General features: G+C 61.0%; 10 protein-coding genes. 2 read left to right on the top strand and 8 right to left on the bottom strand.

What is annotated here, in order from left to right; translation table 11 throughout:
- The first annotated feature begins 249 nt into the window (after positions 1 to 249).
- A complete protein-coding gene (gene pbpC / locus JNL55_RS02960) occupies positions 250 to 2598 on the top strand; it encodes a penicillin-binding protein 1C (protein WP_293849050.1) in 2349 nt (782 codons plus the stop codon).
- A gap of 129 nt (positions 2599 to 2727) precedes the next feature.
- The gene (gene ybaL, locus JNL55_RS02965) at positions 2728 to 4482 is read left to right on the top strand and encodes a YbaL family putative K(+) efflux transporter (protein WP_293849052.1); all 1755 of its coding nucleotides are present in this window, start codon (positions 2728 to 2730) and stop codon (positions 4480 to 4482) included.
- 2 nt (positions 4483 to 4484) lie between these two features.
- Here ybaL and JNL55_RS02970 read toward each other — a convergent pair whose 3' ends face one another.
- The 8 genes from JNL55_RS02970 to JNL55_RS03005 all read right to left on the bottom strand — a co-directional run bounded on the left by JNL55_RS02970 (position 4485) and on the right by JNL55_RS03005 (position 13665).
- Positions 4485 to 5891, bottom strand: a complete 1407-nt coding sequence (locus JNL55_RS02970; protein WP_293849055.1) for a M48 family metalloprotease — start codon at positions 5889 to 5891, stop codon at positions 4485 to 4487.
- 1 nt (position 5892) lies between these two features.
- Positions 5893 to 7392: a glycerol kinase GlpK gene (glpK, locus tag JNL55_RS02975; RefSeq protein ID WP_293849057.1), complete on the bottom strand. Its 1500-nt coding sequence runs from the start codon at positions 7390 to 7392 to the stop codon at positions 5893 to 5895.
- Between the two features lie 13 nt (positions 7393 to 7405).
- Positions 7406 to 7822 carry a hypothetical protein gene (locus JNL55_RS02980; protein ID WP_293849059.1) on the bottom strand — a complete coding sequence of 139 codons (417 nt, stop codon included), beginning with the start codon at positions 7820 to 7822 and terminating at the stop codon, positions 7406 to 7408.
- Positions 7819 to 8142, bottom strand: coding sequence for a hypothetical protein (locus tag JNL55_RS02985; RefSeq protein ID WP_293849062.1), 324 nt, complete (start codon positions 8140 to 8142; stop codon positions 7819 to 7821). Before JNL55_RS02985 ends, JNL55_RS02980 begins: the two co-directional genes overlap by 4 nt.
- A 77-nt stretch (positions 8143 to 8219) precedes the next feature.
- Complete coding sequence (locus JNL55_RS02990; RefSeq protein ID WP_293849064.1) at positions 8220 to 8933, bottom strand: RES family NAD+ phosphorylase; 714 nt, start codon at positions 8931 to 8933, stop codon at positions 8220 to 8222.
- Between the two features lie 4 nt (positions 8934 to 8937).
- Entirely contained in the window at positions 8938 to 9342 is a 405-nt protein-coding gene (locus tag JNL55_RS02995; protein ID WP_293849067.1) for an antitoxin Xre/MbcA/ParS toxin-binding domain-containing protein, read from the bottom strand.
- Between the two features lie 159 nt (positions 9343 to 9501).
- The gene (locus tag JNL55_RS03000; RefSeq protein ID WP_293849070.1) at positions 9502 to 11640 is read right to left on the bottom strand and encodes a GGDEF and EAL domain-containing protein; all 2139 of its coding nucleotides are present in this window, start codon (positions 11638 to 11640) and stop codon (positions 9502 to 9504) included.
- A 159-nt stretch (positions 11641 to 11799) separates the two neighbouring features.
- Positions 11800 to 13665 (bottom strand): gamma-glutamyltransferase family protein, encoded by a 1866-nt coding sequence (locus JNL55_RS03005; protein ID WP_415922992.1) that lies wholly within the window; start codon positions 13663 to 13665, stop codon positions 11800 to 11802.
- Positions 13666 to 13767 lie beyond the last annotated feature (102 nt).

A 13767-nucleotide genomic window follows, 5' to 3' on the forward strand; every position in this document is an offset into this window, starting at 1 on the left:
TTCTCCCGGCAATTGGATCCAGCAGGGATGCTGGTCCCATAGCGCTACAGGGATGTACAAGCAAAGCGCCACGCGTCCGCGTGGGCGCGGCGAGTGCAGCGGTGCCGGGAGAACATCCCGAACCCTCCCGCAGCCAGCCACCGACGCTTCTGGCGCAGCCTCAACGCCCGCCTCGGACGCAGCAGCAATGCCAGCGACCGACGCCGCCGACGCAGCCTCGACGCCAACCACCGCACGACATTAGCGAACATGCGCCACACGCGGGCCATCATCGCCAGTCTCATAACAGCCGTCGTCGTAGCGACATCGCTGGTAGCAATCCGCCTGTGGCCACGCGAGCCGCTCGCGGAAAAGATCGCGTCATCAACAGCGATCTTTGACAAGCAAGGCAGGCTGCTACGCCTAACGTTAGCAAGCGACCACCAGTACCGCCTCTGGACGCCGCTCGAAGAAATCTCACCCGAGCTAGTCGAAGCTCTGCTGCTCCATGAAGATCAGCACTTCTACAAACACCCAGGCTTCAACGTCGCGTCTCTAGTCCGCGCAACGGTCTCGAGCTACAGCGGCGGCCCGCGAGTAGGTGGCTCAACGATCACAATGCAGCTGGCCCGCCTCATGTACGGGCTGAACACTAAAACCATCACCGGCAAACTCGAACAAATCGCACGAGCCGTGCAGTTGGAAGCCTGCTACTCGAAGAAGGACCTGCTGGAAGCGCATCTAAACCTGATGCCGTACGGAGGAAACATCCAAGGCGTCGGCGCAGCAAGTTTGATTTATTTCGACAAGGCAGCGTCGAAGCTAGGTCTCTCTGAAGCCCTAACGCTAGTGTTGATACCGCAAGCGCCAGTGCGGCGCGCCCCAACGGGTCACGCAGCAGCAACGAAGATCGACGCGAACGAGCCAGCCAGCCTGCGCGAAGCGCGAATGCGCCTATTCGCTCGTTGGGTTGAGCAGCACCCAGAGGCCGCGGCAGCGAGCGACTACGTCGCGACGCCGCTGAAGTTCGCCTCGCTAAAAGACCTCCCATTCGAAGCACCGCACTTCACCAACGCAGTTCTGCAAAGACCGCGAGCAGCGACAAACCACTCAGTAAATACAACCCTCGACCTGAGAACCCAAAGAAGTCTCGAGCGAGTAATCACCACCTACGTCCGCGAACACAGCAGCATCGGCATTCACAACGCCGCAGCCATGCTGGTGGATTACCGGGACCTCTCGGTCAAAGCCATGGTCGGCTCAGCCGACTTTTTCAACGCCAGTATCGAAGGCCAAGTCAACGGCACCCAAGCCAAACGCTCCCCAGGCTCGGCGCTGAAACCATTCATTTACGCACTGGCCATCGACCAAGGGGTCATCCACCCGCAGACCGTGTTGAAGGACACGCCAACCGCCTTCGGGCCCTTCAATCCAGAAAACTTCGACGGCCGCTTCGTCGGCCCGATCACAGCTCGGGACGCGCTGATTCGTTCGCGAAACGTGCCGGCGCTGACGTTGGCGTCGCAGTTGTCGACGCCGTCGTTCTATCAGTTCTTGAGGAGTGCAGGCGTCGCCAAGATGGCGAGCGAAAAGCACTACGGCCTGTCGCTCACGCTGGGCGGCGGCGAAGTGACCATGGAAGAAACGGCAACGCTGTACGCGATGCTGGCGAATCGCGGGCGACTGGCGCCGCTGCGCTATCTCACAGAGGAAGCGAAGCAAGACGGTATCCGCATGCTGTCCGAAGAAGCCAGCTACATGACATTGGACATGCTCCGCTCGGCGCCGCGGCCGGAGGAATCGTTTGCAAGACGACGCGCCGGCATTCAAGCGGCGTGGAAAACGGGAACTTCCTGGGGCTTTCGGGATGCCTGGACGGCGGGCACCTTCGGTCCCTACGTACTGGTCGTCTGGGTGGGAAATTTCGACGGCCGAGGCAATCCGGCATTCGTGGGTGTGCAAGCGGCGGCACCGCTGTTCTTCCGTTTGCTCGACGCGCTGGCGGCGCAGGAAAAACTCGTCGAGCCCATCTACCGCCAACCGCCGCGGCTCGAGAAGGTCGATGTTTGTAGCGCTTCGGGCGATCTGCCGAATGCCGAATGTCCACAGATTGTGAGCACTTGGTACATACCCGGCGTCTCACCGATCCGCGTGAGTCAGATTCATCGGCGTGTTTGGATAGACACGCGCACGGGCGAGCAAGCCTGTCCGCCGTACGATCCCAAGGTCACCCGCAGTGAGGTGTACGAATTCTGGCCGACGGATCTGCTGCAATTGTTCGCCAAGGCGGGCATGCCGCGTCGGCGCCCGCCGCCGCCGGCTGAGTGTCAGCGCGATGTGCCGAGCGGAACGCCGCCGCAGATCACCTCGCCTGTCATCGCTGTCACTTACTCAGTACGTAGCGGACGCATCGGTACTGAAACCATTCCGTTGGCAGCCAACGCGGACAGCGAAGTGCGGCGCCTGCATTGGTTCGTCGACGAAAGTTATGTGGGCACCGGCACGCCGGGCGTGGCCATCGGGTGGCATCCGTCACGAGCCGGCCGATATATTGTGCGCACAGTGGACGATCGCGGCCGTGCCGATAGCCGGGAGCTCGCCGTGGAACTGGTTCGCTGATCCGTAGCGGGCCAAATCCATAGAGCGAACTGATCCAACCGCGCGAGCGGAGCGGGTACTATGGGCGACCCAGCGCGGGTGCTGATGCGTTCGCGTCCCCTTCGGCGATAACAGGTGACCTTCTAACGCATGCCCCATCAATCCGATCTGATTGCACTGATCGCCATGGGCTTCGTGCTGGCCATGGGCTTCGGCTTTCTGGCCGCCAAGTTAAAGATGCCGCCGCTGGTGGGCTACCTGATCGCCGGCATTGCAATCGGGCCGTTCACGCCGGGCTTTGTCGCGGATGCGGGGCTGGCGGGGCAACTGGCTGAGATCGGCGTCATCCTGCTGATGTTCGGCGTCGGCCTGCACTTCTCCATTGAAACACTGCTCAAGGTGCGGCGGATCGCGCTGCCCGGCGCGGTCGTGCAAATCGGCGTGGCCACTGTGATCGGCCTGGGTCTGGCGCGCATATGGGGATGGACTACAGCGGCGGGCGTCGTGTTCGGCTTGGCCTTGTCGGTGGCGAGCACGGTGGTGTTGTTACGCGCGCTCGAACAACGCAATGAATTGGATACCGAGCAAGGCCGCATCGCGGTCGGCTGGTTGATCGTCGAAGATCTGGCCATGGTGTTGGCGTTGGTGTTCCTGCCGGCACTGGCGCATACCGGTCAAGCGGATGGCGAAAGCAGCTTGCTCGCCAGCCTCGGCGTGACCACGGTGAAAGTCGCGATGTTCGTGGCTTTGATGATGGTGGGCGGCCGACGCATCGTGCCTTGGTTGCTAGGTCAGATTGCACGCACCGGTTCGCGTGAATTGTTCACGTTGGCAGTGTTGGCGATTGCGTTGGGCATCGCGTACGGCTCGGCGGTGTTGTTCGATGTGTCCTTCGCGCTCGGTGCCTTCTTCGCCGGCGTGATGTTGGCCGAGTCGGATCTCAGTCATCAGGCCGCGGAGAATTCGTTGCCGTTGCAAGATGCGTTCGCGGTGATGTTTTTCGTGTCCGTGGGCATGCTGTTCGATCCCGCGGTGATCTTGCGACAGCCACTCGAATTGCTCGGCGTGCTGTTCGTAATTCTGGTCGGCAAATCAGTGGCGGCCTTCGCCATCGTGCTGGCGTTCGGCTACGCGGTGCGCACGGCTTTGACGATTTCGGCGAGCCTGGCACAGATCGGTGAGTTCTCGTTCATTCTGGCGGGGCTGGGCGTGGCGCTCGGCTTGTTGCCGTCGGAAGGACGGGACTTGATCCTGGCCGGCGCGTTGTTATCGATTACGTTGAATCCCTTCGCGTTCGCGACCATCGAACCCATCGCACGTTGGGTCAATGAGCGCCCGAAGTTGCTCGCAGCATTCACGCGTAAGGGCGGTAAGCTCACCACGTTGCCGCCGGACAGCAAAATCTCCAACTTGCGCAATCACGCAGTGATCGTCGGTTACGGCCGCGTCGGTAGCGTCGTTGGTCATGGCTTGCACGCGCAGGGGCTCGAATTCGTGGTGATCGAGATGAGCCGCCGCGTCGTCGATCAATTGCGCGAAGACAAAATCACCGCGGTGTATGGCGACGCTACTGCTCACGGCGTCATGGAACTCGCACAGCTCCAGCATGCTCGCTTGTTGGTCATCGCATCTCCCGATGGTTTCCATGCTCGACGCATTCTGGAAATGGCCCGCGCCAAGAACCCGAAGATTGCCGTGGTGGTGCGCACTCACAGCTCCAGCGAATTGAAATATCTGATCCGTCAGGGCGTGGATCGCGCCGTCATGGGCGAGCTCGAGCTCGCGCTGGAAATGACCGACTACGCGCTGCGCAGCCTCGGCGTCTCTGAAGAACGTTGCAAGCTACTCACTCAATGGCTGCGCAACGAAGGCGTCGCCGGCTCACCGAAAGATCCGGGAGCCTGAATTCAGCGCAGCAGCGCGTGGAGGATCACTACCGGCATGATGGTGAATAGGCCCGACAACGCGAAGGAAACCATCACCAGCAGGTAGATGACCAGGCAGAGCAAGGGAATGACAATGGCAGCGGCGCCGCCAACCACCAGCTTCGTCCAGAACGGCATGCTACGAGGTTCAGCAAGGACGACGGTGGCACCCATACGCGCGAGAGCCTTCAAACGCTTGTCCACCGCGGGATACATAGGAACGGCCGAGCTGCTGAACAGTCCGCCGCGACGTGAGCCCCCACCGATGACGAGCATGTGAGCGGCAAACGCAGGAAAGCCACTACCGACTCCGAGCGAACCCAGCGCATCGGATAAAGCTTGCGGATCGCGAGTAAGCTGAACCGCGATGGCATCGGCGAGATACTTGCGACGACGCCAGACCACGGCGAGCAGCGGCTCCAACAAAATCGTACTGACAAAGCCGCCGAAGAAACCGCTAAACACCACTGGTCCAAACAGCGGCATACGAATCCATTCGCGCCAGGTGAGTTTGTTCGGTGTGTTGCTATTGGCGCGGGCCGGTTCCGTACCGAAGGGATTGGTGAGTTCCAGAATCAACCGAGCGTCGGCACTCGATGCACCCGACTTCAAGGCCTCCCGCATCGTTTGCCAAAGACGCGCCCATGCCGGCGGATCCATGATGCCGTCGCTCAGTCGCGCGACGAAGCCAAACAAACTCAACGACTGCGCGACGCGCATTCCCTGTAGCACGTCGCCGTTGGCGATGAGTCCGATGAGATGTCCGGCGACCGCCTGAATCTGCGCGCGGTTGAGCTTGCCCAACAATCCAGAGGACACGAGCACGGTCGCTGTTTCCTCGTCCGGCCCATACACGCCGGCATTCGCTGCGTCGCTGTCGACGATGGCGATCTTCGGTTGTTTGATATTGGCGGCGATGGCCATCTCCGCGACCACGTTCGCAAGCCGCTGCTCAGCCAGCACAGTGGGGTTCGGTGCTCGCATCGCCAGTTCCTGAGCGCCGCCGGCTTCGGCCTCACGCACGATGCGTCGAAGTGTGCGTAGCACGAGCAGCATCGCGACCATGCCCGGCAGCGACATGACCACAGCGAGGTACAACCAGCTACCGATGCTTGCCGTTTCGATGTTGTCGATGACGTTCGCGAGGATTTGTCCGACTGCGCCGAGCAAGTCGGGCATGGGGATGAATAGATTGATCAGGTCCAGCAGCAACCCGAGCGCGCCATAGAACAGCGGTGCAGTCAGCGTCGCGACGACGAAGGCCAGAATCGCGATACAAAGCCCCGCCGCCGCACTCACCTGCCACGCGGCGCGCCGGTGACGAGCAATCGCGGCGAAGAAACTTTCGCGTTCCTCCGCCGTCCACAGGGGAAGCTCAGCAGCCGCCATGTCATTCCACCCAGTTGAACGAGCGCGTCACTGCCTTCTGCCAGGACGAATACAAGCGGCCACGCTCTTCCTTGCTCATGCTCGGCCGCCAGGTGTGTGACACGCCCCAGTTACGACGCAGATCGTCGATGCTGCGCCAATAGCCCGTTGCCAGGCCGGCGGCGTAAGCCGCACCCAAGGCAGTCGTCTCGGTCACTTTCGGTCGCACCACGCTGGCATCCAGAATGTCTGACTGAAATTGCATCAACAACTCGTTCACCACCATGCCGCCGTCCACTCGCAGTTCCTGCAACTGGATGCGTGAGTCCTGCTCCATCGCCGCGACCACGTCGCGGGTTTGATAAGCCGTCGCCTCCAACGCAGCACGAGCGATGTGCGCACGATTCGCGTAGCGCGTCAGCCCGGTAATCACGCCCCGGGCGTGATCCTTCCAGTACGGCGCGTACAACCCGGAGAACGCCGGCACGATGTACACGTCGCCGTTGTCCTTGACGCTGGCAGCGAGCGCTTCGATCTCGCTGCTGTTGCGAATGACGCCTAAGTTGTCGCGCAGCCACTGCACCAGCGCACCGGAGATGGCTATCGATCCTTCTAACGCAAAATTCGCCGGATTCCTGCCAAGCTGATAAGCGACTGTGGTGACCAGTCCGGCCGCGGATGAAACTGGCTTAGTACCTGTGTTCATCAGCAGGAAGCAGCCGGTGCCATAAGTGTTCTTGGCTTCACCCGGCTCGAAGCAGGTCTGGCCGACCAGCGCGGCCTGTTGATCGCCCAGAATGCCGGCGATGGGCAGGCCTTTGAGCGGCCCGCTGGCGACTTCGCCATACACTTCGCTCGACGACGCGATGGTCGGTAGCACGCTGCGTGGAATCGAGAACGTGCGCAGCAGCTCGTCATCCCATTGCAGCGTATCGAGTCGCATCAACTGGGTGCGGCTAGCGTTGGTGACGTCGGTGATATGCAGGCCGCCGTTGACGCCGCCGGTGAGATTCCACAGCACCCACGTGTCCATCGTGCCGAACAACAGATGGCCGGCGTCGGCCAAGGCGCGAGCATTGGGCACATTGTCCAGCAGCCACTTCAACTTGAGCGCGCTGAAGTAACTGGCCAGCGGCAAACCGGTGATGGCACGAAACCGATCCTTGCCACCCTGCCCGGAAAAATACGCGACCAGCGGATCGACACGCGTGTCCTGCCACACCAACGCGTTGTGTAACGGTTCGCCGCTGCGGCGATCCCAGATCATCGTGGTCTCGCGCTGATTGGTGATGCCGATGGCGACCAGGTCTTTGACGGTGAGCTGCGCCGATTGCAACGCTTGTGCAATGACCGCGTCGGTGTTGCGTGCGATATCCAGCGGCGAGTGTTCGACCCACCCAGGCTGCGGAAAAATCTGCGGATGTTCTTGTTGAGCGCTGGCAACGATGTTGCCGGCGTGATCGAACACGATGAAGCGCGTGCTGGTGGTACCTTGATCGATGGCGCCGACGAAGGAACTCATAGCGAGCCTCTCCTCAAGTCATGACAGCAGGCAACAGGAACACTCGGCGCGCCTCTGCAGATTCCAGCTGCGCCACGCTATACCGACGCGCCACCGCGCCGTTGCGATGATCCAGCAGATCCGGCCGTCGCTGAATCATGGCGTCGAAGCTCTCGCTCGATGACGAGCGCAGGCACAGCTCTTCGTTCAGCAACACAAGGTACGCCCAACTGATGGTCTCGTGATACTTGCCCTGCGCGCCCACCTTGGCGACATAGCGCTGCAGATGATTCCGAAACTGGACTGCGCCTTCGGGGAACCCGTCTCGCTGCAAGTATTGCCAGGCCAGCGACAAGTGCACTCGATGACTGAATTGCGCGGGATCCAGCGATCCGTCTTCGAAGGCTCGCTGGGTCGGATCGATCGGGCGCGGTGCGACCTGGGCACTCATGAGCGACTCCTCCGGGTGGGACGTTTGGCGGGCGCCGCCGAGCGCTTGGCCTTGGCACGGCCAGCGGCGGCGCGTTCGGTTTCGACCAGTTGATGACTATCGGCAGCGGTCAGATCCAGGCCATAGATCTTTTTCAGCTCGGCGATTTGCGCCAGGGTCGGCGCGCCGAACGCCTGCTGGCCTTCAAAGGCATGCAGCACGATGCCTTCCAGCAAATCGCCCAAGGAAGTGTTCTTAAGGGCCGCTAAGGCCTTGAGCACATTGAGCAACCGGGCTTCGAGACGAACGCCGGTCTGGACGCGGGTAACGGTGGTGGCCACGGTTTGCTACTTTGGTAGTTTGGTAACTTGGTACCAAGGTAGCACCGGCTTGTCGCAGCTGGCAAGGCGCGCCGCGCTCAGGGCTCGATGATGTATTCGACCGTGCCTGGCGTACGCTCCACCGAAACGCGCCGGGTGGCAACGTCGAGCGTGTAGGTCAGATAACAAACATGCCGTGGATTGCTGAGTGCTTCTTTGACGAACACAGCAGCGACTTCCTCTCCTTCCAGCCGCGCCGACATCGTCAGCACGCCCGGTAGAAACGCAGCGCGAATCTCCGCGCCCAGCGCTTGGCAATGCGTGTAGTTGGCGGGATCGAGCAACGCCGCGTCGGTGGCACATAGCGAACGAAGATCGACCAACGCAGCTCCGCAATGAACCAGATGCACGCGCCGCTCCTGAACGATGGGCTCGCTGGATTCGCGAGCAATTTCGCTGGCCAGGGTGTTGAGCCGAAAGTGATGAACCGTTTCATGCACGGTTGTCACTAACGAACGCGCGCCGTACCAGACGCCGTAAGCACCCGCGGAATATCTAGACGCAGCCGGATGATCGAACGGCCACTGAATCGCGGTCACGATGGGATCGTAAGTTCTGGCGTCCTCGAAAGGCCGGGAAATGATGGGCTGCGGGTCGCGAGTCGGCTTGGTGGCCAGCTCGTGTTCCATCAGCACCTGCACGGCCGCGGGATCGTCGACCAGCTCCTGAAAAATATCGATGCTGGCACGCAGGGTGACGATGTTTCTAAGCCAATCGCCGCTAGCATCGTCCGTGACTTGGTAAGTCTCCATAGACTCACTGTCCGCGCATTGCGTCCAAGGTCCCACGTACCAACGCGAGCCCCGGCAGACCGTATTGTTTGACTACGTCGACGGGACTGTAGCCGCCGAACTTGGTATTGCGCGCCGCCATCCAGCCATGCGCGATGGCGTCGTTGCGCGGATAGAGCAGCTTGAGCGATTTGTGAATGCCGAGCAGATGGCCGGCGCGATCCATCAGATCCCGATTCGGCGCCAACGGCTCGCCCTGCGAGTAGCGCTGCAGAGCCGAGCGATTTTCGCTGGACATCCCGAGCAGTGCCAACCGGTCGCCGGTGGTCAGCTGCCAGAGATCGAACAGCTTGGAGAGCGCGCCAGCGAGTACGACTCGCCGCTCTCGGTTGGGTACGGTCGGGACCGCTAACTCAGGTTGTATGCCCATAAATATCGGCTCCGGCAGGTTTGATGCCTAACTATCCGGAAGCTGTAGCAATTCACACGTCCATACGTATAGCTATCACAGGCCCTGCCCAATGTCGACCATGGGGCCGACCGCGAGCCTGGGCGGGCGCCCAGAGCAAGCTTGAATCGCGGACGTAAGTTATTGAGCGCGCAGGAACTCTTGCGCGAATTCGTCACCGGGCAGCGGCCGGCCGAAATAGAAGCCTTGCAGCTCATCGCACTGATTGGCGCGCAAGAATTCCAACTGCTGTTCGGTCTCGACGCCTTCGGCCACCACTTTCAGGCCCAGGTTGTGGCCCAGCGAGATGATGGTTCGCACGATGGTGGCGTCGTCATAGTCGCTGGCGATGTCTTGCACGAACGAGCGATCCACCTTGAGCCGGTCCACCGGGAAACGTTTCAGATAACTCAGGCTGGAATAACCGGTGCCGAAGTCATCGAGCGCAATCTGTACACCGAGGTCGTTGAGCTGCCCGAGCATGGCGATGAACTGATCGGCATCGTGCATGACCGCGCTTTCAGTGAGTTCGATTTCGAGATAACGCGCCGCGAGGCCAGTGTCGCGCAGCACTTCGGCAATGGTCTGAACCAAGTTGTCCTGGCGAAACTGTCGCGCCGATACGTTCACCGACATCACGAACGGCGGCAGTCCTGCGTCTTGCCAAGCTTTGTTCTGCGCACAGGCCGCACGCAGCACCCATTTGCCGATGGGCACGATCAAACCGATCTCTTCCGCCACTGGAATGAAGCGCGACGGCGGCGTGACTTCTTCATCCGACACATGCCAGCGAATCAAAGCTTCGGCGCCGGTGATACGACGAGTGCGCATGTCTACGCGCGGCTGGTAGTGCAACGAGAACTGCTGTCGCTCCAACGCGCGGCGGAGTTTGTTTTCCAACTCCAGCCGCTCGGTGATGACGGCATTCAACTCGGCGGTGAAAAACTGGAAGTTGTTACGACCTTTTTCCTTGGCGCGATACATGGCCTGGTCGGCATGCTTGAGCAAGGTTTCGGCACTGATGCCGTCATCCGGATACAGCGCCACGCCGATACTGCAGGTGACGTTGAAATCGCCTTGTGGTGTGGCCCACGACTGCGAAATCGCATGCAGCATGCGCTCGAGCACCAAGGCAACTGCATCAGCTCCGCGCTGACCGTTGATGAGCAGCACGAACTCGTCGCCGCCAAGGCGCGCCACCGTATCGCCTTCACGCACGCTGGAACGCAAGCGTTCGGCCATCGCACGTAGCAACTCGTCGCCGACGTGATGCCCTAGCCCATCGTTGATGAATTTGAAGCGGTCCAGATCCACGAACACCACCGCCAAGCGCGTGCCGAAGGTCGCGGCTGAACGGATGCCCTGCTGTAACCGATCATTGAGCAATGAGCGATTGGCGAGCCCGGTGAGCGTGTCGTAGTTGGCCTGCTGTTCGATCCGAGCCTGATAGATCTTGCGCTCGGTAACGTCTTCGACCGTGCCTTCGTAACAAGCGACATGGCCGCGCTCATCGAGCACGGCGCGAGCATTCTCGGAAATCCAAATCACCTCGCCGGTCTTGCGATACACCTGCGACTCGAAGCCGCTGACCGAACCCCGCGCCTTCACCAACGCCATGAACTCTTCACGACGCGACGGTTCGACGTACAGCTGATTACGAATGTCCTTGAGCTGCGTGATCAGCTCGGCCGGGCTGTCGAAACCATAGATGCGCGCCAGCGCCGGGTTTGCGTCGAGATATTGGCCATCGATGGTGGTGCGAAAGATGCCTTCGAGCGCGTTCTCGAACAGCTGGTAATACCGCCGCTCGGCTTCACGCAGCGCCTGACTCGACTCCTTGCGCGCCGTGATGTCCTGAATCAAACCTTCGATAGCTTGCAGCTTGCCGTGAATGTCATAGATGCCGCTGCCGCGTTCCCACACCCAGCGAATCTCGCCGCTGGCGTGCAGAATGCGATATTCGCAATCGAACTTGCCGTGGCTGCGCAGGCCAGCGTAGATCTCGGAGCGCACTCGCTCGCGATCTTCCGGATAAGTGACTTGCTCGTAAGAGACGCGCTTGTTGAACAGCAAATCGGCGGGGTCGTAACCGGTCAGCCGGCGCACGCCCTCGCTGACGAACTCCATGGTCCATTCCGCATCGTCACGGCAGCGATACACCATGCCGTCCAGATTGCCGAGCAACGTACGGAGCATGCGTGCGGTTTCGGTGCTCCCTGCGGTGTCGTAAGCGACGGTCGGTGAATCGTGCGTGGCCAGTGGCTTTGCGATGGGCTGCATGCCTTCGTTATGAGTCCAGGAACTGCTGAATATCAGCTGCGCGCAGTGACTGTGCGCGGGGCTTTGTCACAGAAATTGTAAGCAGCGTCAATGGTCGCGCGAGACGCGCCCCGAGGAGGTGCAGCGACTCGCCCCAAGAGCGAGCCGCTGCGTCAAAAGTTACCAGGCGATGCCGTAGTCCTCACCGTGATACGCAGCCGCTCCCCAGAACGTGCCATGTTTGTTATCGATCTGAATGGCAGTGATGGGGCCGGAGTTGTTTGCCGAAAATTCCAATTTGTAACCTTTCCGGATCAGCTCGTTGCGCACCCACTCGGGAACCGAATTGGCCAACGTCAGCCGGCCGGGAATGGACTCGTGCGCACCGAACGAATCGCGCAACTGATAGCTGGTGATGTTGGCCCCTTCGGCCGCTTCCTGCGGCGTCATGCCGAACTCGACCACGTTCAGGAAGAACTGCAACAGGTTTTGTTCCTGCGTGTCGCCGCCTTGCACGGCGAAGGCGAGATAGGGCTTGCCGTCTTTCAACGCCAGCGACGGCGTCAACGTCGCGCGCGGCCGCTTGCCAGGCGCCACCACGTTGAACGGATTGTCGGCCGGATCGAGCACGAAACTCTGCATGCGCTGACTCATGCCGATGCCGGTCTTGCCAGCAATGGTCGCCGGCAGCCAGCCACCGCTCGGTGTCACGGACACCACCCAACCTTCTTTGTCCGCAGCTTCGACACTGGTGGTGCCGGCCCGGAAAGTCCGATCGAACTCCGCGAGCGCGGTCGGGCTCCACTGATTCGGACCGGCTTTGTCTTTACCGGGTTTGACAGTGCGCCACGCCTCGAGCTGCGCCTTGAACGGATTGGCGCCGCCTTGGAATGGATACGGATCGCCCGGCCGCATGTCGGGGTCGTTGCGATCTTCCTTGATGAGCTTGGCCCGTTCGCGTGCATAGTCCTTCGACAGCAGGCCTTTGATGGGCTCTTCCGGCGGAAAGCGCGAGTCGCCGTAATAGAAATCGCGGTCGGCGAACGCGAGATTCATCGATTGATACACCGTGTGGATGTAACGCGCGCTGTTGTAACCCATCGACTTCAAGTCGAAGTTTTCCAGAATGTTCAGAGCCTGCAGCAGGGACGGGCCCTGCACCCAATGAGTCAGCTTGTAGACCTCGATGCCTTTGTAGTTGGTGCTGACCGGCGCTTCAAGGTAGGGCTGCCAATTGGCCAGATCTTCCGGCGTGTGCAGGCCACCGAGCTCTTGTGAGCCGCGCGCGAATTCTTTGGCAATGTCGCCTTTATAGAAACGATCGTAGGCAGCCATGATGGCTTGCTTACGATTCTTGCCGGCCTTGCGCGCCTTGGTCTCTGCGTCGACCAGCTTGCGCAGAGTCACAGCCAGCTCAGGCTGACGGAAGATTTCGCCCGCTTCCGGGCCGACGCGCGAAAAGCCTGGCAGCGGCTTGCCGTCCTTGCCTTCGTGGACCAAGAACGTCCGCCGCGACTCGGGCCACTTGCGCAACTCGCCCTGCCACTTGTCGATCAGGTCGGCGGTCTGCGCTTCGATGGGATAGCCGTCGGCCATTTCGATGGCGGGCGCGAGCACTTCAGCGAGGCTGAGCTTTCCGTACTCCGCGAGCATCACCATGATGCCGCCCGGTGTGCCCGGCGTAACTGCAGCGAGCGGTCCGAACTCCGGCGGGTAGTCGTAACCCTTGGACTTATAGAACTCCGGCGTCGCGCCAGTCGGAGCCACACCGAGCGCGTTCACGCCGATGACTTTGCGAGTGCGCGGGTTGTAGATCAGCGCCTGCGTTTCGCCGCCCCAGCTCAACACATCCCACATCGTGGAAGTCGCAGCGATCATTGCGCACGCTGCGTCCACCGCGTTGCCACCTTGAATGAAGATTCGCGCGCCGGCAGTGGCTGCCAACGGCTTACCGGTGACGGCAACCCAATGCTGACCGTGCAAAGGTGGCTTGATAGTTTTTGCTTGCACCGGCACGGCCGCCGTCGCAACCAACGCGACCAACATGACGGCCACTCGCGGCGCGAGTGATCGCAGGGAATTCGATGGCATGACCCTTCCTGTCTCGTGACGGCCGCCAGCAGCAGCGAAGCGGCAATCTTAACGCGT

The sequence above is a fragment of the Steroidobacter sp. genome (assembly GCF_016790065.1).
GTDB lineage: Bacteria > Pseudomonadota > Gammaproteobacteria > Steroidobacterales > Steroidobacteraceae > Steroidobacter.